The following is a 25252-nucleotide window of genomic DNA, read 5'->3' as shown; positions in this document are numbered from 1 at the left end:
TGCTGTTTAAAATTTAATTGATCCGGATGTTGCGTTGATTGATGAAATAGCGTTCATGCGTTTGATCTCATGAACTGTTTTATTCAGCTTAGCCTGTAGTTCTGAGTTGAGTTGAGCCAGGTAATTCACCACGGTAATTTTCCCGTTTTCCATTTGGGAAGTCGCAGTAGTGGTTACATTGTGTCTCTTTACAATAATGGTTTCGTCTTTTTCGATCATTTGAGCGATCGCCTCCAGTTGCGCAGCCTGAGTATTCAGGGATGCCTGGATGTTGAACAAGAACGCTTCTTTTTGAATATCCAGCAAGTTTTTATTCAATTCCACTTTGGTACGCTCGCGTTTCAAACCATAGAGAGAGCTGATGTTCCAACGAATCGTCAGGTTGGCACTGGCGAAAAAGCGAAGTTCCTGGTTGATGAAGTTCGGACCCGGGCGACCATAGTTTCCTGCAGCTCCAACTGTAATACGTGGAATCGCATTCACATTAGTCAGCTTAAATCGTTCATCCAGCATTTTGGATTGCAGGTCGAAGATTTTCATTTCCGGTCTGTTGATGTCCAAACGAGCCGCATTTCCTCCGATCGGGCTCATGGAGAACTCCGTTGACTCGTTTACCGGTTTCCCGATGTAAAGAGCCAGCGTTTTGTACAAACCTTCCAGCTGGTATTTGGACTCGATGATGTTCTGATCGGTTTTCAGAATCTCCGCTTCCAGCTCATCCAGTGAACTTGCTAATACCATTCCGTTGTCAACAGAGATTTTCATGTTGGAAGCACGGTTGGTTAAATCCTCTTTATACAACTGAAGAATTTTTAAATTCTCCCGGCCCAGCAGGATATTCACATAGAGCTGATTCACGCGGTCAACCAACTTGTAAAGTTCTACCTCGTTCTGCTGAACAGTTAATTCTGTGTTGATTTTTTCAATGGAATGCTGTGTTTTTGTCTGACCACCGTCATAAACGTTTTGCTCCAATCCTAAAGACGCCATGTATGCATCGTGCGGAAATTTCAAATCCATTCCCGGGAAATTGAATTGAACCACTTCCGTATTATAGGTTGCCTGCGCCTGGAAATTGATTTTTGGAAGCCAGTTTTCGCGGATTCCCTTTTCGTTTTGCTCTGCCTGACGTAGTGTTACTTCATTTTGTTTGATGATCGGATAGTTTTTCTTTGACCAGGCAATGCAGGAATCCAGTGAAATGGCAGTTTGCGAGAACCCCATTCCGGTAAAAGCAATGCTTAGTACTGTAAGTAATTTGCGCATAATTGTTTGTATTATTGAAATTTGAAGGAAATAAATTCTTTTACGGATTCTTTGATTCTGTTTTGAGCATCTTCATCCCAGTCGTACCCGTTTTTCTGGAGCATCAGCTTATAGAGCGGAGATGCCAGGAACGGATAAGCACAAAGCGAATGCAGGTTAATCATGAACATGACCGGGTCGAAAGCCGGAATTTCGCCTTTTTCAATAGCTTCCAGGAGCGTTGGAATCAGCAACGACTTGTCGTATTTGAGCTTTGCCACCTTCTCATGGAACATTTGAGGATTGATCGAAATTTCCTTGATAATGAACATGGACATCTGCGGATATTCCCGGAAAAAGTTGAAGATGTTGTCTACATACGCCATCAACCTTTCTTTGATTGGAAGCGATTTGTCACCGATCACAGTCATTTGGTCAAAATACTTTGCCAGGGCTTTCTCAAAAACCGAATCAAATAGTTTTTCCTTGTTTCTGAAGTAGTAATGAAGTAATGCCTTGTTGATCCCCGCAGTGTCAGCAATATCCTGCATGCGGGCGCCGTAGAGACCGTACTTCATGAAAACATCTTTTGCAGCTTCGAGGATCTTTTCTTCCGTAGTTGAATCTTTTAATCCCATGGTTTAATTATTAGGTTTAACTAAATGGTTAAACTTTTTTGCAAAAGTAGAGACTTATTTCGATATGCAACGGATCGGAGTGTAAAAAAATGTTATAAAAATGGGTATAATGCTCTTGCTGAGTGATTTTGTTTTTGGAAAGACGGATCTTGAGCGCGAAAACGCCCCCCCAAAAAGACGGATCCCGCATGTGCGGGATTTGCCCGGAAAATCAACGACTTTTTAAAGCGGCTGACGTAAAAACTCCGCCGGATTCTGTCGTGTAATCAGGTCATTAAACGCTGCGAGTTCCTTCATGGCGAGTTTGTACAAATCACTTTCACGCTTTTCCTGCTCCGTCATAAAGAAATCTGTTCCGAACAACACCCGTTTTGCGAGAAGTTCTCCACGGTCGTCCGGCGTATTCATAAATCTCAAAATGGCAGCGAGCACCTCCGGGTTGTCGAGATCACTGAGCGTATAGGAAATGTCGGTATACAAATTGGGGTAGCGAACCATCATGTCGCGAATCCGGTCGCACCACAACTGGCTGTCGAAACGGCGAATCTGCTGCAAATCCGGGTCATCCTTACTATTGTCCACAATTTCATTGGAACCGCCCATGTGCGCCAGGCAGATTTTCAACTTCGGGTATTTTTCAACGATCGGAATGTAATTTTCCGGGTGTGTGAACAGGTCGCATGCCTTATCGTTGTTCCCGATCTTACTGTCCTCGATCCATTTTTGCTCTGCATAAATCCGGATGCGGTTGTAGGTGTTTTCCTGCGCTGTCAGCACTCTTTCCGACGGATTTCCGGGTAACAGCATGTTCGGTTTCATCGGGATCAGTTCCGAAATCCGCGTGCCGATGTATTGCGATCCCACGCGTGTAACATGCGTGATGACCGGCAGTTGATTGGTTTCCGCGTATGCGTAAAGTTCGTCCAGGCGGGGGTCAAAGGGAAAAAATCCGAGTGCCGGGTAGAGTTTGATGCCCGAAAAATAAGGAAAGACTTTTCCGTCGGTCCACAATCCTGTTTCAAAATACGCTTTCGACCAATTCACCAGGTCGGCACCTGATTTGTGTCTCGGATCAATTCCCAGGAAAGGGAAGAAGTTTTTCGGATAGTAGCGCTTGATGTCCTTCACGGCTTCCAGTTGCGATTCAAACGTAATCTGGCGTCTGGAAGTGCGGTTATCCATAAAGTCCATATTCATGGTCAGCCCCACAATGCGGACTTGTGAGTCATATTGCCGGGCAACTTCGAATTCCAGTTCAAAGACGTCGAGTTGTTTGCGCTGCGTGGCGACTTCCAGAAACGCGATGTACTTATCGAAACTGTTGCGTTTGTTGCTGTCTTTTTTGGCTGAAATTTTTGAAAGCGCCACAATCGTAGCCCGCGACCATTTGGTGTCGAGCAGTGCTTTGATAGCTTTCGGCATGCGCCTAACGGTTTTATTCGGAAGGATGCGCAGGAAATTATCGGGAACGCATTCGCTGTTGAAAACGTGCGTGTGTACATTGGAAAAAGGTAATTGTTCCATTGGTGAAGGTGTTGATTTAAGATTTTGTTGATTGGTTTCCCTCCGGAATTTTCCCGGAGCGGCGGATATTGACGAATTTAGCCAGGATATCGAACCAGAACGGCGCACCGAAGCTCAGTGAAATCCCCGAGATAATGATTCCGACGAAATAGGAGAAAATGTCCCAGCCGTCGGGATGGTTGTTGCGCGCATTCAGGTAAGATGCCAAGCCCGGATTTTGAGAAGAACTTAAAATGGTGGCTTTTTCCCCGGAAGACCGGAACCAGGACAAGGGAGCACTGCTCCGTGACCATCCGATCGGGATATTGAGTTCAGATACCAGTGCGAGCGTGCTGTCCAGCTTTTTGATATTTTTCATCGCAGTCACGTTATTTACTCTGCGCGTGCTGTCCAGTTTGTTGAATTGACACAGCAGTTCCTGCACTTTAGTAGTATCGACCTGAAAAGCGCTGCTTTTTTGCAGGTTGTCTCGCTCGATAAAAACAGTTTTCATCATATTGGAAGAGTTGTCCAGGGCGGTTGAGTCCCGTTTCATATTATCTACCGTCTGCTCAGCACTTGCTACCAGCCGGGTTCTTAAATCTCCGTCCATACTTAACACTTTCAGCAGGTTCAGACTATCCACGTTCAATGCGATCGCTACGATAAAACCGGCAATGATGAACTTCTTCCGTTGTTTGGTCTTATACCACCCGGAAACACGATCCATATAATCGTTGTACCACTTTTCGATGTGGGATTTGAGCAGGTCGTAGTGATTTTTGTTTTCAGAAGCGCCGGATCTGGATTTATCGATAAAGGATTGAAGCAAATCTGCAAAAGGGCTGGTATTCATCCCGGAAACGCCCAGCTGGAAGCGTTCCATAATGTCATTGGGAATAGTGTTGCTCTCCATTTGATATTCGCGGGTTCCGTCGGCATTGATCACCAATTTGACTTTTTGATTGTTGACCACCTGTTGTGCAATGATGTCGATGAGTGCTTCGGCAAACATGGTTCCCGAAATATAATGCGGATCGCGGTCAGGTGCGCTTTTGAGCCCGGCGATGGTTACGTGGTTGTAAAACAGGTAGCCATAATCCTTGTTCAGCGGATCTTTCAGCAATTTGTAAATGGAATCTTTGAGGAAAATTCCCCGTTCCTTGAAATAAGCGTTCCACCATTCCGTGAGAATGGATACCAAAATGCTCAATACGGCATAAATAAAAACCAATGAAATGAGAATCAGGAGGATGTTGTTGTCGGCAAAATTCATGTTCAGTGAATCGTTTAGGTTAGTAAAATGGCCGGCTCTGAAAGCTTGCGGAGCGAAACCAGTATCAAAAATAAAAAACTGTCCGGATCTGCAATGAAAAAAGCACTAAAATTTTACGGAAATACCGCTTTGTATCGGGTTGATAATCAGTTAAGTTAAAATTAGTCAATACATTAAGGATTTTTCAGAAAAGAGCGTGTATTTTTTGTGTTAAAATCCTATCTTGTTTTCATATCTTTACAGTCCTTAAATTTGCAACTTTGGTACGCCATGAACAATTTTGAAATAACGACTCCAACTACCATTGTCTTTGGAAAAGATCAATTGGGACGAATTTCCCAGCTGCTTAAAACGCAGGCTGTTGACGGGAAAGTAATTGTACTATATGGAGGAGGCTCCATTGAAAGATCCGGTTTCCTGGATAAGCTGAAAGCTGAATTGACTGGCCTGGATCTTCATTTCTTCAAAGGAATCGAAGCAAATCCGGAGTATACAACCCTGATGAAAGCGGTGGAATACATCCGTGAACACCAGATCGGGTATATGCTCGCAGTAGGAGGAGGTTCTGTTATTGATGGAGCAAAGTTTATTTCCGGAGCAGTAAATTATGCCGGTGATCCGTGGGATGTACTGACACAGGTTCCGGGGTGTACCTTTACTTCTGCTGTTCCGTTCGGATGTATTCTGACGATTCCGGCTACCGGTTCCGAATCCAATTCAGGAGCTGTAATCAGCCGTTCCGAACTGAAAGAAAAAAGAACGATGGGCGGACCGTTGTTCTTCCCGAAATTTGCGTTACTCGATCCGACTTTTGTGGCAACTTTGCCGAAGCGCCAGGTGGCAAACGGGGTCATTGATGCCTATACACATACCATGGAGCAATACCTGACTTTCAAAGGTGAGAACCTGCTCCAGGAACGTTATGCGGAAGGAATTTTGTCTACACTGATCGAAATCGGTGAGAAAGTACTGGCAAATCCGGAGGATTATGATCTGGCTGCCAACCTGATGTGGTGTGCAAACCAGGCCCTGAACGGTGTATTGCGCTGTGGTGTCACAACCGACTGGGCAACACACATGATCGGACATGAATTAACCGCTCTGCATGGAATTGATCACGCGCAGACGCTGGCAATCATCGCTCCGAGATTGTATGAAGTGAAATTTGAAAGTAAAAAAGCCAAACTGGCTCAATACGGAAGACGTGTTTGGGGATTGGAGGGTTCTGACGAACAGGTTGCCCGCAAAGCGATTGCTCAAACAGAAGCATTCTTCCATTCGTTAAGTGTCAAAACACGCATTTCGGAATACACGAAAGACTATCACGATACGGGACGTATTGTGCATGACCGTTTTGTTTCACGCGGTTGGAACGGACTTGGTGAGAACAAGGACCTGACCCCGAAAGAAGCAGAATATATTGTTAATCAAGCGATATAATGGGACTTTCAAGTAGATATACGATTCGTAAGGAAGCAACACCTGCTTTGATTGAGTTATTGACCCAGACTACTTTGGGAACCAACGGAGCACGCTACAAACACCTCGACACGGCAACACGCATTCATGAGGCAGACAATCCCCTGTTTATTTCGCTGGAAAGAGACGGGAAAGTGCAGGGAAACCTCACGTTGTGCGACAGAGGTCGTCAGTGGTACGTGCGTTATTTCGCCTTTTCCAATCAAAAACAGGCTTCCAAAAATGTGAATCGCGTACACAAAAGCAATTCACGCCTGAAAATGGAGATGGCCAGCTTTTTCGACGAAACCTTTGACGGAAAACTGGGAGCTGCCCCGGATGCTTTTTACGCGTATATCGACCCGGCAAACGACCGCAGTAAGTGGATGTCGGAACAATTCGGTTTCCGCACCGAAGCACAATTGATTTCGCAGTCATTCAGCCGCACAAAGCCGCGTTTACAAAGCCAGGTACATCTGTTGAAAGACGAACAGCTGATCTCGGAACAACTTGATAAAATTGAAAAAACGCACGCTTTTTTTGTGCGGAAACACGCTGAGCGCGGCCCGTTTTATGCCTATTACGACGATATGGGAAAGGTGATCGGTTTTGCCAAAATTACACGTGCCAATTGGGTGATTGAGCGCCTGCCCGGATTTTTGGGCGGTATTTTTACCCATTTGATTACCATCACACCGGGAATCCGCCGGATTGTAAAACCAAAGAACCACCAATTCCTGGTTCCGGAATCGATCTGGGTTCAGGACAATGATCCGGGTGTCTTGTCGGCGCTTCTGGAAGGAATTCTGGCACATGAAAACCGGAACATGATGCTCTGGTTTGTGGACAGGAGAGAACCGCTTTGGAGAGAAGCGCGTCATTACATTGACTGGGGTTTGTTCCATAAAATGACGCCTCAGCCGATAGTTGATGTGGTGGTGCTGCGCAAGAATCCGCTGAAGATGGACGACCTGCGTTCCAAGCCAATTTTTGTGGCTGGCTGGGACATGGTTTAGCCCGCTTTTACAGGCAAAATTTGTTAAATCGGGACAAACTCAAAATAATCGCATGATTTCTTTGTTATGCATGAACCGAACTCGTAAATTTGTACGTTGAACACTCTTTTTATGCATCCATACAAAGCAGGCCCCTTATTGGAACAAATCGTTATCCCGCAGGATCTGAGGGATCAAATGACAACGGAGCAATTGCCCCAGGTGGCGGATGAGTTGCGTCAGTACATTGTTGATGTGATTTCTGAAATCGGGAATTCCCATTTCGGAGCCAGTTTGGGAGTGGTTGAACTGACCGTTGCCCTGCATTACGTCTTCAATACGCCTTACGATCAGTTGGTGTGGGATGTCGGTCACCAGGCATACGGACATAAAATCCTTACCGGGCGCAGAGACGTTTTCCATACGAACAGAACAAAGGGTGGAATCTCCGGTTTCCCGAAACGTTCCGAAAGTGAATACGATACCTTTGGAGTAGGGCATTCGTCCACTTCCATTTCCGCTGCGTTGGGAATGGCGGTTGCAAGCCGCTACAAGGGCGAAAAAGAACGTCAGCACATTGCAGTTATCGGCGACGGAGCCATGACTGCAGGTTTGGCTTTCGAAGGAATGAACCATGCCGGTTTTGAAAAAGATGCGAATCTATTGGTGGTTTTGAACGATAACTGTATGTCGATCGACCCGAATGTGGGGGCTTTGAAAGAGTACCTGACAGATATTACGACTTCTCATACTTATAATAAAGTGAAAGATGAGGTCTGGAAACTGCTCGGAAAGATCAGTAAATTCGGACCGGATGCCCAGTCAGTGGTGTCGAAAATCTCTTCTGCTCTGAAAGGTTCTATCCTGAAGCAGAGCAACCTGTTTGAATCATTGAACTTCCGTTATTTCGGCCCGGTCGACGGACATGATGTCGTTGGTCTGGCAAAAGTGCTGGAAGATTTGAAAGATATTCCCGGCCCGAAGATTTTGCACTGTATTACCCGCAAAGGCGCCGGATATAAATTCTCGGAAGAAGGAAACCCGACGAAATGGCATGCTCCGGGCGTTTTCAATAAGGAAACGGGAGAAATTGTCAAGATCGTTCCGAAATCTCCGCAACCTCCGAAATACCAGGATGTATTCGGTCATACCATTGTAGAACTGGCAGAGCAGAATGACAAGATTATGGGAGTGACCCCGGCAATGCCTACGGGTTGTTCACTGACTTTCATGATGGAGGCCATGCCTGATCGTGCCTTCGATGTGGGGATTGCTGAGCAGCATGCCGTGACTTTCTCTGCCGGACTGGCAACTCAGGGATTGATTCCTTTCTGTAATATTTACTCCTCTTTCATGCAGCGTGCCTACGACCAGGTATTGCATGATGTGGCCTTGCAAAATCTGCCGGTAGTATTCTGTTTGGATCGCGGCGGATTGGTTGGTGCCGATGGTGCTACACACCACGGGGCGTATGATATTGCCTACATGCGGAGCATTCCGAATATGATCGTTTCTGCCCCAATGAATGAAGCGGAATTGCGAAACCTCATGTTTACCGCACAAGCTGAAAATCACGGACCTTTCTCCATTCGCTATCCGCGTGGAAACGGGGTGATGACGGAGTGGAAAACACCGATGAAAGCTATTCCGGTCGGAACAGGACGCAAAGTAACGAACGGGGAAGATATCGCATTGGTGACAATCGGACACGTGGGGAATTTTGCACAGGAAGCTATTCAGTCACTGAAAGAAAGCGGCGCATCGGTTGCGCATTACGACATGCGTTTTGTGAAGCCGCTGGACGAAACGTTATTACACGAAATCTTCACGAAATTCGACCAGGTCATCACGATCGAAGATGGTTGTGTAATGGGCGGCTTCGGATCTGCAGTCATTGAGTTTATGGTCGACAACAACTACCGCTCAAAAGTGGTGCGCCTGGGGATTCCGGATAAATACATTCATCACGGCACACCGGAGCAGTTGCATAAAGATTGCGGATTTGATTCCGGATCGATTGCGGCGAAAGTGCGTGAATTGTTGCATCTTTCTGCTTCCGGGGAGCAAACTCCTCAGAGTGAGGTCGGTTAGACGAACCTATAGCTTTTTAGCAACTTATTTCTGAGTTAATTCGTTCATAAGCGATAATTTTACGTTGTTATGTCGAATTTCATCCTGATTGGAGTGTGTTTTATCGCGGGATTTTTACTGCGGAAAACCGGCGTTCTTGCAAAAGGAAGTCATCAGGGAATCAACGTTTGGATTATTTACGTGGCACTTCCTGCCGCAACACTCAAATACCTTCCGGGAATTCAATGGTCGAATGATTTGCTGATTCCGCTACTCACGCCTTTGGTTTGCTGGGCCGGAGCCTGGGGCTTATCCGAATTGCTGGCCAAACCTTTTCATTTCGACCAAAAAACAAAAGCTGCTTTTCTGATTGTTACCGGATTGGGGAACACGTCGTTTGTCGGTTTTCCGTTAATTTCAGCTTATTATGGCGAAAATAACCTGTCGATTGCTGCGGTAACGGATCAGATGTCGTTTTTTATACTGGCGGTTTTCGCCTCGATTGTGGCAATGAAGGCTTCCGGAACGGCGAAAGCTGATTTCAAGACCATCAGCCTCAAATTGCTGAAATTCCCACCGTTTTTAGTGATCATCATAGCACTGGTACTTCCGCGTTTTGTGTCTTTTGATTCGATTACTCCATTGGCATCCACACTGGCTGCAACGCTTTCGCCGCTGGCACTTTTTTCCGTCGGATTGCAATTCGAACTCGGTAAAATGAAGGATGTTCTGAAGCCGGTTCTGGCGGCATCTGTTTACAAATTGATTCTTTCACCGCTAATCATCCTGGGACTGGCTTTTGCTTTTCATACAGGAGCAATGCAGACAAAGGTTGCGGTTTTTGAAGCCTCGATGGGAACGATGATCAGCGCGGGAATCCTGAATGATCAGTTTGGGTTGAATCCGCGGTTGAGCAACCTGATTGTTTTCATGACCATTTTGCTGTCGTTTGTGACGAGCGGGGTGTGGTACTGGGTGATGGAAAGGGTGGTTTGATGTGGGAGGATTTTTCTCAATCCCTCTGATAACGGACTTTTTACACATCCCTATAGCGTTCGACTGAGCTCACGCCGAAGTCTATCGGGATTATAAATTTGTAAAATTGAGATTTTTGAGATCGGAATGCAGTCCGGAATCCCAATGGTGATCACCATCTTCCAAACGCCTCCTGATTTGAGTGTAATTCCCTGGAAATCGTTTTGAAACCCTTCTGAAACCTGGCGGTTCGCCATTTGGCAAATTTGCGAATTTGCGTCCGGAACCGAATGTCGATAACTCTTGATTCCTTTCGCTTTACAGGTCATCCCTTTCAAATTTCTTTCCTATTTTTGCGTTTATAGAAAAATAACATGAAACGAACTAAAATTGCTGATGTATTTAGTCAACCGAGAGTCGGTGAACGCTATCTTGTAAAAGGTTGGGTGCGTGGATTTCGCAACGACCGCTTTATTCAATTGAATGATGGTTCTACCATCAATAATTTGCAAGGTGTGATTGAATCCGCAAATTTTGACGAGGCAATTTTGAAAAAGATCACAACCGCAGCATCTGTCGGACTAACCGGAATTTTGGTGGAATCGCAGGGTAGCGGACAAGCATATGAGTTGCAGGTTTCCGAACTGGAAATTATCGGGGAAGCAAATCCGGATGATATCCAGAAAACGGTCATGCAGCCGAAAAAACACAGTTTGGATTTTCTTCGTGAGCAAGCATACCTGCGTTTCAGAACCAACGTGTTCGGAGCGGTATTCAGAGTGCGCCACGCGGTGAGCTACGCTGTTCACAAGTTCTTCAACGACCAGGGATTCTTCTACATCCACACACCGATTATCACCGGTTCGGATGCAGAAGGTGCAGGAGAAATGTTCCGTGTAACAACATTAGATGCGAAGAACCCGCCGTTGAACGAAGACGGATCGGTAAACTTTTCAGAAGACTTTTTCGGGAAGCCGGTAAACTTGACCGTTTCCGGTCAGCTGGAAGGAGAATTGGCAGCGTTGGCTCTGGGGCAGATCTATACTTTCGGGCCGACATTCCGTGCGGAAAACTCCAATACATCGCGCCATTTGGCTGAGTTCTGGATGATCGAACCGGAAGTAGCATTCAACAAACTGCCTGAAAACATGGATCTGGCGGAAAGCATGTTGAAATACATCTGTCAGTACGTAATGGATCATTGTGCAGACGATCTGAAATTTCTGAATGACCGCGATGCACAGGAACAGAAGTCGAAACCACAAAACGAGCGCAACGAACTGGGCTTGATCGAGCGTCTGCAGTTTGTGGTAGAAAACGATTTCAAACGCATCACATACACCGAAGCAATCAGCGTATTGTTGAATTCGAACCATTACAAAAAGAAGAAATTCAAATACGACGTAAGCTGGGGAACGGATCTGCAATCAGAGCATGAGCGGTACCTGGTGGAAAAAGAATTCAAACGCCCGGTGATTATTACGGACTACCCGGCATCATTTAAAGCATTCTACATGCGTGCAAACGACGGTTGTGAACCTGGAAAAGAAACTGTTGCAGCGATGGATATTTTGTTCCCTGGAATCGGTGAAATGGTCGGAGGTTCAGAACGTGAAGAGCGCCTGGATGTTTTGAAAAAGAAATGCGCCGATTTTGGAATCCACGAAGAAGATTTGTGGTGGTACCTGGACACACGCCGTTTCGGTTCGGTTCCTCATTCCGGTTTCGGATTGGGCTTCGAACGCATGGTGATGTTCGTGACCGGAATGACCAACATTCGCGACGTAATCCCGTTCCCAAGAACACCGTTGAACGCGGAGTTCTAGTAAGTGCAAATGTTGAAAAAGTTCAAAGGGTTTAACCGAATCTGTTAGTTCAATGTTTTGGATATGAGTTATTTTTTCTTATATTCAATAGAAATCATTGAATGAATGGAAGGAGTAAAACGATTTGAGGAATTACAAATCTGGCAGAAGAGCAGAGCATTTTCAAAGGAAATCCATTCGATTTTCAAAACGAAGAAACAGCTGGAAGAACGTGCTCTGAGTAACCAGATTATTCGTTCAAGTAGCAGCATTATGGACAATATTGCTGAAGGGTTTGAACGCGGAGGGAATAAAGAATTTTTACAGTATCTTTGGATTTCAAAGGCAAGTGCCGGAGAAAGTAGGTCCCAGTTATATCGGGCTTTAGATTTTGGAATGATTCAGGAAAATGAGTTTTTACAGTTAAAATCGAAAGCAGAGTTATTATCAGTTGGGATTTATGCATTGATTGTTCAAATCAAGAAATCTGAGCACAAAGGGCAAAAGTTTCGCTAAAAAGAATTTTGAACTTTTGAACTTTTGAACTTTTGAACTTTTGAACTTTTGAACTATAATATTTAGACAAGAATAAACCCTACATGGCACTAAGGCAGCAGCTCACCCAGAAACTGGAACAACGGCTTTCCCCACAGCAAATTCAATTGATGAAGTTGTTGCAGGTTCCGACTATGGAACTGGATCAGCGCATCAAACAGGAGCTGGAGGAAAATCCGGCACTGGATGAAGGTGCAGAAGAAGTGGATGAGTTTGATAACGATCCGGAAGATGATTACAACGACGATGAAAACGAATTCGATACCGATTTCGACATCAGTGATTATTTTGACGACGACACACCCGACTACAAAACGCAGGTAAACAATAAAAGCAAAGACGATGAAGAACGTGGTGTTCCGCTTTCGGTGGACTCGTCGTTCCAGGACAAACTAACGGAACAATTGCACCTGCTGGATTTGGATGATACGCAGTTTCAAATAGCAGACACGATCATCGGAAACCTGGACGAATCGGGATATCTGAACCGCGAACTGGATGCCATTGTAGATGACCTGGCTTTTTCTTCCAACGTCATGGTAACGGAGGAAGAAGTGGAACACGTCCTGAAGGTAGTTCAGGAACTGGATCCTGCGGGAATCGGTGCACGTGACCTGCGGGAATGCCTGTTGCTGCAAATCGAACGCGTTCAGGAAGGAAACATCACGCTGTTTACGGCGAAAAAGATCCTGGAAGACCACTTTGAGGAGTTTACACGAAAACATTACGATAAAATCCAGAAAAAACTGGAGATCGAAGACGAAGACCTGAAAGAAGCCATCGATGCGATTATCCGCTTAAACCCAAAACCGGGAGGCTCCCTGAAAGACAATTCGAAAAGCGTTCAGCAGGTTATCCCGGATTTCATGATCACGGAATTTGACGGAAAACTCGAGTTGACAATCAACGGAAGAAACACCCCGGATCTGAAGGTTTCGAAAGAATACGAACAGCTGCTCAGAAGTTATGCCGAAGGAGCGAAAACCTCCAAAGCAGATAAAGACGCGCTGACGTTTGTTAAAACAAAACTGGAAGGCGCAAAATGGTTTATTGATGCGATCCGCCAGCGCCAGCAAACACTCTACACAACGATGCATGCGATTATGATGTATCAGTATGAGTTTTTCCTGACCGGTGATGAGACTAACATGAAACCGATGATCCTGAAAGACATTGCTGAAATTGTTAACCTGGATATTTCAACTGTTTCGCGCGTAGCCAATTCGAAATACGTTCAGACGGCTTATGGAGTTTACTCTCTGAAATACTTCTTCTCTGAATCCCTTTCTACCGATACCGGTGAGGAGGTTTCGACCCGGGAAGTGAAAAAAATCCTCACGGATGCCATTGAATCTGAGAACAAGAAGAAGCCGCTCACAGACGAACACCTGGCGAAGCTGCTGAACGACAAAGGATATAACATCGCACGAAGAACCATTGCCAAATACCGTGAACAGCTCAATATTCCGGTAGCACGTTTGCGTAAAGAACTCTAGATGAAGGCCGTTTCCAAAATTCTTTCGTGGATTTTTCTACCGCTCCTGGCGCCGGTTTATGCCGTTGCCATTGCAATGTATGTAGAGAACTGGGAATATATGTATTCTTTTTACCAGGACAATAACCTGTATATCCTGGATCCGAAGGCAAAAGAAGTGTTGATGTACCTGTTTTCCGCTTTTTCGGTTTTGGCGCCTTCGTTAACTGTTCTTTTCCTGCAAACGAGAGGATCTGTGAGTTCTGTCATGATGGAGAAACGGTCGGAAAGAATCATTCCGGCGATTATGACCAACCTGTTCGGAGCTTCCCTGCTGGCGATCCTGCTTTACAAAGTACCGCTTGCCCTGCAGGGTTCCCGCTTTTTGTTCGGACTGGCCGGAGGTTCCCTGCTCGCCGTGTTGGTTTGCACCATTCTGACCTTTCGCTGGAAAGTTTCACTGCATGCTGCCGGAATGGGAATTTTAAGCGGTTTTCTCTTCATGTACTACAGCAAAATGCTCATCTTCCCGATGTGGATTTTAGCGGCTGCATTTATTGCGAGCGGAGTCGTGATGTCGGCCAGAATGTACCTGAAACTCCATACGTTGGGCCAATTATTGGCCGGTTATGCGATCGGTTTTATCGGTCTGGTGCTCGGAATTTCATTTTTCTTTTATGTGTTCCAAGCTTAAATAATCCGGGAAGTTTCGGTTAAAATACGCTATAAAAAGTTAAGCTTTGAATTAATTTTGTTCAACTTTCAGACAACCTTTCTGAATTTTTCGTGTCTGATAGTAACAGAATTAAAAATAAACCGAAATTGAAAACAGTACTCATCCTGGCAGGATTACTTATTACCACAACAATCTCTTTTTCCCAGGAGATTGATTCACGAATCCTCAAAAACAAAGGCAAAGAAGCCGAAAAAATATACGAGTATAATCAAAATGCCTACAATTACCTGGTGTTTGAGTTAGACCATTCTTATGAAATCGTTTCCCGAAAATCACTGACAAGAGAACAGCTTAAGCAGATCAAAACAGAGATTCAGCTTTCCGATTCAGACATTAACAACTTAGGCACGAGCAGTTTTAACTTTTACGACCTGGGCATCAAATTGTCTAAATCAGAAAGACAGTATGTCCGGTTGGATAAAGACCGCGTGCTGGTTTTCTACGCTATACCCGAAATTACCAGGGCTTTTACCACAAGCCCGTTTAATACGAAATAAGACCTGATATCATTATGAAGAAATTTCTTGCCGCGTTAATAGTTTTATTGACGCATGTTGCCTTTTCGCAGCAAATGACGATTCCAATGTCTGCTGCAAGTAACAACCAAACATTCAGTACCTGTAACGGATTTATCATCGACTCCGGAGGCCAGGGTGGGCCAGGCTACGGAAACAATGAAACGATTGTTATTACGATTTGTCCCGATACCCCGGGAGACATCATCTCGGTTGTATTTAACCTCTTTCAGTTGAGTACCGTGGACGATAACCCGGCGCCGAATATTACGAACGTGGATTACATGGACGTTTACGACGGAAACTCTACAGCTGCGCCTACTTTGGGTACTTACTCCGGAAACCAGCTACAGGGTGTGGTTATTATGGCAACAGCTTTGAATCCGTCGGGATGTATCACGCTGCGATTCCGTTCGAATACGACCGGAACGGGGATGTTTACAGCGAGTGCGACTTGTACGACGCCTTGTGCTACTCCGACAGCTGCAGGAATCATTGTGGGTGGTGAAACAGCCGACAGTACACGCGTTTGTGTAGGTGAGCAGGTCGATTTCACCGGAATTGCGTCTTACGCGGCACCGGGTTTTACGTTGACAAACTACGAATGGGATTTCATGGACGGAAATACCGCAACAGGTGCAACTGCTTCACACGCATTCAGTGTACCGGGACAATACCGCGTACAATTATTCGTAACAGATGATAACGGTTGTGGAAATACCAACCTGATCGACTTACAGGTGTTTGTTGCCACGATTCCGACATTCGAAGGTTTCCCGGGCGATACAACGCTTTGTTTGGGAGAAAATGTGGTCTTCACCACCGACCCCGATTCCTATGAAGTTACCTGGAACGGTTTCACCGGGTCGCAAACAATCGACGACGGATGTTTACCGGATACCCTTTTGGGAGTTTCCCAGGATGTGCAGATTATGCAGACCGGTTTTGCCGCAGGTTCTACCATTACACAGCTAAGTGATATCCAGAGCTTGTGTCTGGGGTTGGAGCACTCGTTCATGGGCGATTTGGTGATCATTGTTGAATGTCCGAACGGACAGAACCAAATCCTGCACCAGCAGGGTGGAGGAGGAACCCAGATCGGGGAACCGAATCCGCTTGATAACGTGGATTGTAGTGATCCTACAACGATGGGGATTCCATATACGTATTGCTTCACGCCGACAGCGACGGAAACCTGGGTCGACTGGGTAAACAACAACGGTTTTGCGGGAACAATCCCTGCAGGAAACTACGCTCCGGTGCAATCGTTTAACAACCTGATCGGATGTCCGCTGAATGGAATCTGGACGCTGACGGTGATCGACAACTGGGCGGCAGACGACGGAACCTTATTCTCTTTCGACATCAACCTCGATCCTTCTTTGTATCCTCCTGTAACGGTTTACGAACCGCAGATCGGTTTGGGAAGTGATTCTTCTTACTGGGTCATGCCGGCTAACTTCGCGTCGATGTCTCCGAACGGAGATGTATTGACGGTGAACCCGACTGCTGCCGGAACATATACTTACACGTATGTGGTGATTGATAACTTCGGATGTCTGCACGATTCAACCGTGAATGTAACGATCAATGCGAATCCGCAGGCAGATGCAGGTCCGGATGTGACAATCTGTAACGGAACGCCGGTTCAATTGGATGGAAACGTTGTTGGTGGAAACATGAGCTGCGACTATACTTTTAACCTCGTAGATTCCTGGGGAGACGGCTGGAACGGAAATTCCCTGATTGTGATTGTAAACGGTGTTTCTTCTTCCTTCACCATTCCGACCGGGATGAACTCGACCTATACGCTTTCGATCCCGAACGGAGCAGCTTTCACGGTTCAGTTTGACGGAGCCGGATCATTCCTGAATGAATGTTCCTACCAGGTCGTAGATCCTTCGGGAACAGTAGTATTGTCTGACGGAACAAACGGAAGTCCTTCGACGGCGGTGCACAACCTGACAGGAAACTGTTTGGGGAACCTGACATACGAATGGACGCCGCCTACTGCGGTTTCGAATCCGGGTATCCTGGATCCGACGGCATCTGTTTCCGGGAATACGACACTGACCCTGACGGTGTATCCTACCGGACACCCATTGTGTGCTACTACAGATGATGTAAACGTGAATATTTCTGCTTCCGCTTATCCGGGAGCAAACAATACGCTGACGATCTGTTCTCAGGGCGCCCCAACGGATTTATTCCCACTTTTAGGGCCGGGAGCATCTGTAAACGGAAGCTGGACAAATCCTGCGGGAGTTCCGGTTAACATGCCTTACGATCCGGTGACGATGAACCCGGGAGCATATACCTATGCGGTGGATTCAAATGGCTGTACTTCTTCTGCAATTGTTACGGTAACGGAGATTACTCCATCGGTGACTGCTGTTCCAACTCCTGCAAACTGTCACGGAATTCCGAATGGCTCTGTTACACTGACTGTGACAAGTGCTACGGAATATTCATTCGACAACGGTCCGAACACGCCGATTCCGAACCCGTTTATCATTAACGGACTGGCGGCTGGTTCTCACCAGGTGATTGTTTACAATGTTGCCGGTTGTACCGACACCGTGGATTTCGTGATCACCGAACCACCTGCATTGGTCATTACATCGGTTACTCCGAACCTGGTTGTGTGTTCGGGAGATGTTTCCGCGATTACCGCTGTGGGATCCGGAGGTTCTTCACCTTATACGTATACGTGGTTCACCACTACGGGAATTGCAGGTGTAGGGTCAACAATCAATGTGACAACGACTCAAACAACACAATACGGTGTTATTCTGACGGAAGCCTGTGGTTCGATGCCAGATACGGCTTTCATGACGATTGTCGTTCCTCAGCCTTTGGTTCCGGTGCTTACTCCGGATGATCCCGACGGTTGTTTCCCGCATCACGTGATCTTCTCAAACAACACCGGAGGTCCGGGGAATGTGGTGACGAGTGTTATCGATTTTGGCGACGGAACACCAACAATTACGACCAATGCATTGGATACGTGTTCGCATACCTATGAATCCCCGGGCGTGTACACGGTCAGCATTACCTCTGTTTCCGACAGTGGCTGTGTGTACACAAATACCTTTACGAACCAAATTTCGGTATATGGAAACCCGCTTGCGGCGTTCAATATTTCTCCGAATCCAACGACGATTTTTGAGACGAATATCATGCTGCAAAACAACAGTTCTTCAGACGTAGTGAGCTACAACTGGTTGATCCAGGGCGGAACTCCTGCTACGTCTTCACTGGAAGATGTGAGCGTAAAACTGCCGGAAGGAGTGGTTGGAAACTACAACATCACACTGATTGTTACCAATGCCAACGGCTGTGTGGATTCGGTTACAAATACTGCAGTGGTTCTGAGTGACGTGATTTTATATGCTCCGAATACCTTTACGCCGGATGGTGATGAGCACAACCAGACCTGGTTCCTGTATATTGACGGAATCGATATCTACCAGTTTGATCTGCGGATCTTTAACCGCTGGGGAGAGGAAATCTGGGAAAGTCATGACCCGAAAGGTTCATGGGACGGAACGTACAAAGGACTGATTGTTCCGCAGGGAATCTATAACTGGGTTTTGGAAACACGCGAAATAGTTAGCGATAAAAAGCATACCTTTAAGGGACATATTAACGTTTTCAGATAAATGAAAGTTCAGGTATTTACCGGAAATCCGATTCAGCAAAATGGATCGGTTGTTTACAATGACCAGGGAGATGCGGTTATCATCGATCCAAGCTGTTACGAGCGTTTTGAGCAACAGGAATGGGTGGATTTCATCGCGGAAAACCAGTTGAAAGTGCATGCTGTATTGAATACGCACTGTCACATCGATCATGTTACCGGGAATGCCTTTTGTGTAAATACCTTTGATGTCCCTTTAATGGCTCACAAAGAAGAATTGTTTACACTGAGTTTTGCAGAACGCTCTGCCCAGATGTACGGATTGGTTGCTTATGTTCCTTCTCCGGAACCTACTGTTTTCATTGAAGACAAACAGGTTTTGCGTTTTGGAGACCTGGAACTGGAAGTTATTTTCGGCCCGGGTCACGCGGTGGGTCATGTGGCTTTTTACCACGCTGCCAGCAAAACATTGATCGGAGGGGATATCCTGTTTAAGGGAAGTTTCGGACGGGTTGATTTGCCGGGCGGATCGATGGACGTGCTGAAGAAGACCATTCACGAGCGGATTTTTACGCTGCCGGATGATACGGTGGTGTATCCGGGACATGGCCCGACGACTACGATCGGAGAAGAAAAACGAACGAATTATATCTTACAGTTTTAGAAAAAATGCGCAGATTCGTAAAATTGCGAAATGGCAATTTCTAAGAATCGACTAATTGTGAAATAGTAGCATCCAGGAATAAGTAAAAAGCAAAAAGTCCCGATGATCATCGGGACTTTTTAATTCTTGAAAAGGTGTACTTCTATGACTGCGCTACCGCTTGTCAGTTATCGAAAGCGATGCTTTTGACTGCGCTACCGCTTGTCAGTTATCGAAAGCGATGCTTTTGACTGCACTACCGTTTGTCAGTTATCGAAAGCGATGCTTTTGACTGCACTACCGTTTGTCAGTTATCGAAAGCGATGCTTTCTCTTATTTCTTTCTGAAGTAGATTCGAACCGGAACCCCTTCAAAGTTGTACATTTCACGTAATCTGTTTTCCAAAAATCGCTTGTACGAATCCGGAATATACTGAGGAAGGTTACAGAAGAATGCAAAAGCAGGAGCATGCGTAGGCAGCTGCTGAACATATTTGATTTTCACATATTTTCCTTTCAGCGATGGCGGCGGATTACTGTCAATAATCGGTAGTAACACATCATTCAATTCGGACGTAGAAATTTTTCTGGTTCTGTTTTCATACACTTCCATAGCCATTTCCAGTGCTTTGTGAATCCGCTGTTTGGTAATAGCCGAGGTGAAAATGATCGGAACATCGTTGAAAGGAGCCAGATCATTTCTCAGTTTTTTCTCGTATTCTACAGCCGTCATGGTGTCTTTCTCCACCAAATCCCATTTATTTACCAATACCACCACACCTTTGTGGTTTTTCTCGATCATGTAGTAAATCGTCAGGTCCTGTTTCTGGATTCCTTCCGTTGCATCGATCATGAAAATACAGATATCGGAATTTTCGATGGTACGAACTGAGCGCAAGACAGAGTAGTACTCGATATCTTCGGTTACTTTCGCTTTTTTGCGGATTCCTGCCGTATCAATCAGCATGAAATCGAAGCCGAAGGATTTGTAGCGTGTATCAATCGAATCGCGGGTTGTTCCGGAGATATTGGTTACGATGTTGCGTTCTTCTCCGGTCAGGGCGTTAATCATGGAAGATTTACCCACGTTTGGTTTCCCGACAACGGCAATACGAGGCAGGTTTGCTTCTTCTTCGCCGCGCGGATCCTCCTTGTCAAAGTATTTCACTACCTCATCCAGGATTTCTCCTGTTCCGGAACCATTTGCCGCGGAAAGGTCGAAGACATCTCCCAGTCCGAAAGACCAGAATTCTGCCGACATCCCGATGCGGTCGTTGTTATCCACTTTATTGGCAATCACGAGGATTTTCTTCTTCGTTTTGCGCAAGAGGTTTGCCACTTTCTCGTCCAGGTCTACGATTCCGGTGGTAGCATCTACCACAAACAAAATCACATTTGCTTCTTCAATAGCAATTTCCACCTGTTTGCGGATTTCACCTTCGAAAATATCTTCCGAACCTTTGACGTAACCACCTGTATCAATGACAGAAAAAGGAATTCCGTTCCACTCTCCACGGCCGTAGATCCGGTCACGTGTCACACCACTAACTTCTTTTACGATGGCGTGGGAACTTTCTGTTAAGCGGTTGAAGAGGGTAGACTTACCGACATTCGGTCGTCCTACGATGGCAATAATATTTCCCATTCTTTGTTGTTTTAGACGTACTTCACAGCACTGCGTTATAGATAATCCCGGGTTTTAGTACCCGTACTTTTTCAATTTTTGTTCACTGGTTCTCCAGTCTTTGTCCACTTTGACAAACGTTTCCAAAAACACCTTCTGACCCAGGAAAGCTTCCATGTCGAGGCGTGCATCGCGACCAATCCGTTTCAGCATATCGCCTTTTTTCCCGATAATGATTCCTTTCTGAGAATCGCGTTCCACGATGATCAGTGCCCGGATGTGGACAATACTCTCTGATTCCTTGTACGATTCGATTTCCACCTGGCAGGCGTAAGGGACTTCCTTGTCGCAGTGTAGAAAGATCTTTTCACGGATCATTTCTGCAACGAAGAAACGCATCGGGCGGTCGGATAACTCATCTTTGTCAAAATAAGCCGGACCTTCCGGAGCCAACTGCAGGATGCGGTTCCAAATCACATCGATGTTGAATTTATGCAAGGCGGAAGTCGGGATAATTTCTGCATTCGGAACCTTTTCCTTCCAGTATTGTACCCGTTCTTCCAGTTTTGTTTGGTCGGCCAAATCAATCTTGTTCAGGATCAACAGGACCGGAATGCGCAATTTTACGATTCGTTCAAGGGTTTCCTTGTGGTTCATTTCATTTTCACTCATATCCGTAATGAACAATAAAATGTCCGCATCCTTGAAGGAACTTTCCACATAGCTCATCATCGCCTCGTGCAACTTGTAGGACGCATTGACCACTCCGGGAGTGTCGGAAAAAACGATTTGATAGTCGTCTCCGTTCACCAACCCGTGAATCCGGTGCCGGGTCGTTTGCGCCTTGGAGGTAACGATGGAAAGCTTTTCGCCCACCAACCCGTTCATAAGCGTTGATTTGCCGACATTCGGACTTCCAACAATGTTTACGAAAGCTGATTTGTGAGACATCATTCAGAAATTTTTGTGCAAAGATACGTTTCTTATTTTGTTTGTTGCAAATGTCTCTGAATTGTAGGCTTTTTTGTGAAACCGTTCTGCTCTGAATGTTAGGTTAAGAGTGTGAGAACACTTTACGCTCTTTAGGCTTCATTATTAACCGTAAAGAGCGCAAAGCGCCGGAGTTATTCCGGATCAGTTATTCCATAAAAGCAGGTTGAATGTGGTGGAGTACTGCATCCCGGAATAATCTTCGAAGTATTTGACCGTGTAATTGTAACCGGCCTGGACATTCCAAATCATCCGTTTATTGGAGAACAGCTGAACCCCGGCAACGGGAGTAAACTGCATGGAGGAATAGTTGCGCTGGAACAATCCGCCCACTTCCAGTCCGAAGTACGGAATCAGGTACTTGCGGTTGCATTTTCCTTCAAAAGAGAGATTCAGCCCGAAGTTGACGTTGAAAATATTTCGTGCCGAATCCTGGTCGCTCTTCAAGATGCTCAGGTTGGCGTAGGTCTTCACCCGTGCAGGTCCGCTCATGCGTGAAACCTGGTTTTTGGCACTGGCGTAAATCACAAATTCGGTCACAATTCCCTGGTAAACGCCCAGTTTGGAGTGATTCTTCGGAGTGTAGACCTTGTACCCGATTCCGGGCATGAAATAATCGTCCCATTCTTCACTGGAGGATTGGGAATAAACACTGCTTCCGAACAGCAGCATGATAGCGATAAAGAAAAAACGGTTCATATTATTTAGAATTTAGTTTAGGTAAGAAAAGCCTGTCTGCCCGAAGGCAAACAAGCTTTTTATGGATATTCGGGATTTAGAATGGTTTCTCTTTGGATAAGGAATCGCGGGTGTTTTTTTGAATGGCGATGGCACCAAACAGGGCGAGGACAAATGAAAAGGCAAAGAATCCTTTTTCGCTTCCCCACATGTTGGCATTCCACAAACCGACTACGAGCAGGGCAATGGAGAGAATGGTGCAAAACCAGCAGATTCCGTAATAGAGGTCCGTTACCGGAATTCCTTCCAGGCGGTCGCGTACGCTTTTTTGCACACTGATGACGGAGAAGAGTCCGAATAGAATGATGGTGAAATAATATCCCTTCTCACTCAAGTGTAAATCCGGGTTACTGAAGACGCCGGTAAGGTATCCGATCAGGCCTGTTCCGAAAGCTACCCAGCTGGCAGCGATGAATGCAAATGAAGGTTTCTGTGTCATGTTTCAAGTTTTAAAGTTGAAGCAAAGATGCGTGTTGCTACTATTTTAGTAACATGATTTAGCAGTACTCAAACAGACCCAGTTGCGATTTTCCGTACAAGAGCAAGCGTCAGCTTGCGATAAAGTAACAAGCGTTAGCGCGGTTACCTATAATTTGGATGTAGATTTACAACAATAGAAAAACGGACTCCATTTACCGGATAATCCAGGTATTGGGCTGCTGAATTAGGAAAGAAATCCAAAAGTTTTTCAAAAAAAGCTTGCGTATTGATAAAAAGTGCGTATCTTTGCACTCCACTAACGGAAACGACTGTTAGTAACAAGAAATAGCAAGAATCAAACAAAAGATATATTGCGGGGTGGAGCAGTTGGTAGCTCGTCGGGCTCATAACCCGAAGGTCGCACGTTCGAGTCGTGTCCCCGCTACAAAGAAAAAAGCGTCATTACGAAAGTAGTGACGCTTTTTTCTTTCCCTCTGGCCTCACTCTCGCACTCGTTCTGAGAAACGCTTTTTTCTAGTGTGAGAATTGAGAGCGAGAGTGTCATCGAATCGTTATACCGTTATCAAATTTGGCAACCTTTTTTGCTTTTCAATCTTCCTGTTTTGGATATATTTGATCAATCGTATATAATTTGTTTTAATAATGCCATATACAGTAGACGACAGGACATCAGCAGTTTGAAAGAATCCGTAAAATAGATATCTGCTCTTAGTATCCCCGATAACCTAAATATTCAACCATCGTTTATGAACTATCTTCCCGCGTTTACAAACTATCTCTCCCGCTTAACACCTCATTAACCGGTGAGCGTTATCTTTGCGGTCTAAAACACACATCATGAAGAAAGCTATTGCATTTGCAATCCTTGCAACGCTTGGTTGCACGACTTACGTTTCTGCTCAGGGCGGAACAACAACGTCTAAAACGGCTGTTCCTGCAGGTAAGGAACGCATCAGCCTTGCTCCAATTGAAATCAACGCTACGATGATTGTTCCGGCAGGAGTGAAAGCGGTAGAAGAAACGTACAGCTATTACATTTCCGGAACCAATTTCGTGATTTCCGTAGAGTCGGCGTATGATATGACACTCGACAAATTGAAAGCAAATATTGCAGCGGATCCGGACAAAAAACTGATTTCTACAAAAGAGCATTCCGTCATTTACAAAGAAAGCATGATGGGTCGGGAGATGGTGCATTTCGAATCATACATCGAGATCGAAGGAAAACTGTACCGCTTCTACGACAAGCGCGTTGCTCCGCTGACTTTGGAGCAAATCACGCCAATGTGTGAAGCGGTGGAAACCATTCAGCCGATGTAGTCCTTTTAAAGGAATCTGTTTGGGATTTTAGGGCTATCGTTTATATTGAAAAGGTTGCTAGATTTCGGCAACCTTTTTTTGTATAAAAAATGTATGCTAATCAGTATTTTCTTTTCGTCTTTCTTAGCATAGAATGGCGTATAAGATTAATTAACAGATTGAATGTGTAACGAAATAGATAATCAATCGTATCTATATTGTACATTAGCTGTTTAATAAGTAAAGAGAGCTATTCACATAAAAACTCATGTTAAATACAGGGAGATTTAGTATCTTGTTTAAACGATAAGTCCATATCATGATTACAATTGAAAAAGATAAAAAAAGAGTAGGATCGCTCCACCATGTGAAATGGGATCCAACTGATTCTTTTCCACGTGAACTTGCATACTTCATGAGGAACGTTGTCGGAGTGGATCAACACCAAGCTGAGATTTTTGCGGATTGGATTGATGATGAGGAATTACGAGAGCATATTTATGCAATAGTTGAAGATGGATATTTGATAGAATTTATTCCGGATGATGATTATTATAAGTTAAAGGGTATTACTAAACCGGATTTAAATAAACACAAAAAGAACATTAGTTTTTACTGAATGAGCAGAAACTA

General features: G+C 45.3%; 21 protein-coding genes and 1 tRNA gene. 14 read left to right on the top strand and 8 right to left on the bottom strand.

The window, feature by feature from the left end:
• Window positions 1–6: 6 nt before the first annotated feature.
• From ABDV94_RS11060 to ABDV94_RS11045, 4 genes are all read right to left on the bottom strand, one after another.
• Window positions 7–1266 carry a TolC family protein gene (locus tag ABDV94_RS11060; RefSeq protein WP_343747237.1) on the bottom strand — a complete coding sequence of 420 codons (1260 nt, stop codon included), beginning with the start codon at window positions 1264–1266 and terminating at the stop codon, window positions 7–9.
• Between the two features lie 11 nt (window positions 1267–1277).
• Window positions 1278–1883: a TetR family transcriptional regulator gene (locus ABDV94_RS11055; RefSeq protein WP_343747236.1), complete on the bottom strand. Its 606-nt coding sequence runs from the start codon at window positions 1881–1883 to the stop codon at window positions 1278–1280.
• A 222-nt stretch (window positions 1884–2105) separates the two neighbouring features.
• On the bottom strand, window positions 2106–3407 hold the full coding sequence (locus ABDV94_RS11050) for an amidohydrolase family protein (protein WP_343747235.1): 1302 nt from the start codon (window positions 3405–3407) through the stop codon (window positions 2106–2108).
• Window positions 3408–3423: 16 nt separating this feature from the next.
• On the bottom strand, window positions 3424–4662 hold the full coding sequence (locus ABDV94_RS11045; protein WP_343747234.1) for a hypothetical protein: 1239 nt from the start codon (window positions 4660–4662) through the stop codon (window positions 3424–3426).
• 270 nt (window positions 4663–4932) lie between these two features.
• Here ABDV94_RS11045 and ABDV94_RS11040 point away from each other — a divergent pair, with 270 nt between their 5' ends.
• From ABDV94_RS11040 to ABDV94_RS10990, 11 genes are all read left to right on the top strand, one after another.
• On the top strand, window positions 4933–6102 hold the full coding sequence (locus tag ABDV94_RS11040) for an iron-containing alcohol dehydrogenase (RefSeq protein WP_343747233.1): 1170 nt from the start codon (window positions 4933–4935) through the stop codon (window positions 6100–6102).
• Complete coding sequence (locus ABDV94_RS11035) at window positions 6102–7136, top strand: hypothetical protein (RefSeq protein WP_343747232.1); 1035 nt, start codon at window positions 6102–6104, stop codon at window positions 7134–7136. The genes ABDV94_RS11040 and ABDV94_RS11035 overlap by 1 nt, the downstream gene beginning before the upstream one ends.
• Window positions 7137–7247: 111 nt before the next feature.
• The gene (dxs, locus tag ABDV94_RS11030; protein ID WP_343747231.1) at window positions 7248–9206 is read left to right on the top strand and encodes a 1-deoxy-D-xylulose-5-phosphate synthase; all 1959 of its coding nucleotides are present in this window, start codon (window positions 7248–7250) and stop codon (window positions 9204–9206) included.
• Window positions 9207–9275: 69 nt separating this feature from the next.
• Window positions 9276–10181, top strand: coding sequence for an AEC family transporter (locus ABDV94_RS11025; protein ID WP_343747230.1), 906 nt, complete (start codon window positions 9276–9278; stop codon window positions 10179–10181).
• 353 nt (window positions 10182–10534) lie between these two features.
• On the top strand, window positions 10535–11986 hold the full coding sequence (asnS, locus tag ABDV94_RS11020) for an asparagine--tRNA ligase (protein WP_343747229.1): 1452 nt from the start codon (window positions 10535–10537) through the stop codon (window positions 11984–11986).
• 105 nt (window positions 11987–12091) lie between these two features.
• The gene (locus ABDV94_RS11015) at window positions 12092–12481 is read left to right on the top strand and encodes a four helix bundle protein (protein ID WP_343747228.1); all 390 of its coding nucleotides are present in this window, start codon (window positions 12092–12094) and stop codon (window positions 12479–12481) included.
• An 83-nt stretch (window positions 12482–12564) separates the two neighbouring features.
• On the top strand, window positions 12565–14016 hold the full coding sequence (rpoN, locus tag ABDV94_RS11010; protein WP_343747227.1) for an RNA polymerase factor sigma-54: 1452 nt from the start codon (window positions 12565–12567) through the stop codon (window positions 14014–14016).
• Window positions 14017–14688 carry a phosphatase PAP2 family protein gene (locus tag ABDV94_RS11005; RefSeq protein WP_343747226.1) on the top strand — a complete coding sequence of 224 codons (672 nt, stop codon included), beginning with the start codon at window positions 14017–14019 and terminating at the stop codon, window positions 14686–14688.
• A 128-nt stretch (window positions 14689–14816) separates the two neighbouring features.
• The gene (locus ABDV94_RS11000; RefSeq protein ID WP_343747225.1) at window positions 14817–15227 is read left to right on the top strand and encodes a hypothetical protein; all 411 of its coding nucleotides are present in this window, start codon (window positions 14817–14819) and stop codon (window positions 15225–15227) included.
• A gap of 14 nt (window positions 15228–15241) precedes the next feature.
• Window positions 15242–18907: a PKD domain-containing protein gene (locus ABDV94_RS10995; RefSeq protein WP_343747224.1), complete on the top strand. Its 3666-nt coding sequence runs from the start codon at window positions 15242–15244 to the stop codon at window positions 18905–18907.
• Window positions 18908–19549, top strand: coding sequence for an MBL fold metallo-hydrolase (locus tag ABDV94_RS10990; RefSeq protein WP_343747223.1), 642 nt, complete (start codon window positions 18908–18910; stop codon window positions 19547–19549). It abuts the gene before it with no gap.
• A 312-nt stretch (window positions 19550–19861) separates the two neighbouring features.
• Here the strand turns inward: ABDV94_RS10990 and der are convergent, their stop codons facing one another.
• From der to yiaA, 4 genes are all read right to left on the bottom strand, one after another.
• Entirely contained in the window at window positions 19862–21172 is a 1311-nt protein-coding gene (gene der, locus ABDV94_RS10985) for a ribosome biogenesis GTPase Der (RefSeq protein WP_343747222.1), read from the bottom strand.
• A gap of 54 nt (window positions 21173–21226) precedes the next feature.
• A complete protein-coding gene (gene era / locus ABDV94_RS10980) occupies window positions 21227–22102 on the bottom strand; it encodes a GTPase Era (protein ID WP_343747289.1) in 876 nt (291 codons plus the stop codon).
• A gap of 183 nt (window positions 22103–22285) precedes the next feature.
• Window positions 22286–22840 (bottom strand): hypothetical protein, encoded by a 555-nt coding sequence (locus ABDV94_RS10975; protein ID WP_343747221.1) that lies wholly within the window; start codon window positions 22838–22840, stop codon window positions 22286–22288.
• 76 nt (window positions 22841–22916) lie between these two features.
• On the bottom strand, window positions 22917–23318 hold the full coding sequence (gene yiaA, locus ABDV94_RS10970) for an inner membrane protein YiaA (protein ID WP_343747220.1): 402 nt from the start codon (window positions 23316–23318) through the stop codon (window positions 22917–22919).
• A 353-nt stretch (window positions 23319–23671) separates the two neighbouring features.
• Between yiaA and ABDV94_RS10965 the strand changes: the two genes are divergently transcribed.
• The 3 genes from ABDV94_RS10965 to ABDV94_RS10955 all read left to right on the top strand — a co-directional run bounded on the left by ABDV94_RS10965 (window position 23672) and on the right by ABDV94_RS10955 (window position 25238).
• Window positions 23672–23744, top strand: a tRNA-Met gene (locus ABDV94_RS10965).
• A gap of 413 nt (window positions 23745–24157) precedes the next feature.
• The gene (locus tag ABDV94_RS10960; RefSeq protein WP_343747219.1) at window positions 24158–24640 is read left to right on the top strand and encodes a hypothetical protein; all 483 of its coding nucleotides are present in this window, start codon (window positions 24158–24160) and stop codon (window positions 24638–24640) included.
• Window positions 24641–24938: 298 nt separating this feature from the next.
• Window positions 24939–25238: a hypothetical protein gene (locus ABDV94_RS10955; RefSeq protein WP_343747218.1), complete on the top strand. Its 300-nt coding sequence runs from the start codon at window positions 24939–24941 to the stop codon at window positions 25236–25238.
• Window positions 25239–25252: the final 14 nt, after the last annotated feature.

The organism is Fluviicola sp. (genome assembly GCF_039596355.1).
Taxonomy (GTDB): Bacteria; Bacteroidota; Bacteroidia; order Flavobacteriales_D; family Crocinitomicaceae; genus Fluviicola.
This window is presented reverse-complemented; position numbering and strand designations above follow the sequence as displayed.

Coding starts and splice junctions, on each gene's coding strand:
- ABDV94_RS11015 (WP_343747228.1), top strand. CDS start 12,092: ATGGAAGGAGTAAAACGATTTGAGGAATTACAAATCTGGCAGAAGAGC.
- ABDV94_RS10995 (WP_343747224.1), top strand. CDS start 15,242: ATGAAGAAATTTCTTGCCGCGTTAATAGTTTTATTGACGCATGTTGCC.
- dxs (WP_343747231.1), top strand. CDS start 7,248: ATGCATCCATACAAAGCAGGCCCCTTATTGGAACAAATCGTTATCCCG.
- ABDV94_RS10975 (WP_343747221.1), bottom strand. CDS start 22,840: ATGAACCGTTTTTTCTTTATCGCTATCATGCTGCTGTTCGGAAGCAGT.
- yiaA (WP_343747220.1), bottom strand. CDS start 23,318: ATGACACAGAAACCTTCATTTGCATTCATCGCTGCCAGCTGGGTAGCT.
- ABDV94_RS10990 (WP_343747223.1), top strand. CDS start 18,908: ATGAAAGTTCAGGTATTTACCGGAAATCCGATTCAGCAAAATGGATCG.
- rpoN (WP_343747227.1), top strand. CDS start 12,565: ATGGCACTAAGGCAGCAGCTCACCCAGAAACTGGAACAACGGCTTTCC.
- ABDV94_RS11005 (WP_343747226.1), top strand. CDS start 14,017: ATGAAGGCCGTTTCCAAAATTCTTTCGTGGATTTTTCTACCGCTCCTG.
- ABDV94_RS11025 (WP_343747230.1), top strand. CDS start 9,276: ATGTCGAATTTCATCCTGATTGGAGTGTGTTTTATCGCGGGATTTTTA.
- ABDV94_RS10955 (WP_343747218.1), top strand. CDS start 24,939: ATGATTACAATTGAAAAAGATAAAAAAAGAGTAGGATCGCTCCACCAT.
- era (WP_343747289.1), bottom strand. CDS start 22,102: ATGTCTCACAAATCAGCTTTCGTAAACATTGTTGGAAGTCCGAATGTC.
- der (WP_343747222.1), bottom strand. CDS start 21,172: ATGGGAAATATTATTGCCATCGTAGGACGACCGAATGTCGGTAAGTCT.
- ABDV94_RS11050 (WP_343747235.1), bottom strand. CDS start 3,407: ATGGAACAATTACCTTTTTCCAATGTACACACGCACGTTTTCAACAGC.
- ABDV94_RS11035 (WP_343747232.1), top strand. CDS start 6,102: ATGGGACTTTCAAGTAGATATACGATTCGTAAGGAAGCAACACCTGCT.
- asnS (WP_343747229.1), top strand. CDS start 10,535: ATGAAACGAACTAAAATTGCTGATGTATTTAGTCAACCGAGAGTCGGT.
- ABDV94_RS11060 (WP_343747237.1), bottom strand. CDS start 1,266: ATGCGCAAATTACTTACAGTACTAAGCATTGCTTTTACCGGAATGGGG.
- ABDV94_RS11040 (WP_343747233.1), top strand. CDS start 4,933: ATGAACAATTTTGAAATAACGACTCCAACTACCATTGTCTTTGGAAAA.
- ABDV94_RS10960 (WP_343747219.1), top strand. CDS start 24,158: ATGAAGAAAGCTATTGCATTTGCAATCCTTGCAACGCTTGGTTGCACG.
- ABDV94_RS11045 (WP_343747234.1), bottom strand. CDS start 4,662: ATGAATTTTGCCGACAACAACATCCTCCTGATTCTCATTTCATTGGTT.
- ABDV94_RS11055 (WP_343747236.1), bottom strand. CDS start 1,883: ATGGGATTAAAAGATTCAACTACGGAAGAAAAGATCCTCGAAGCTGCA.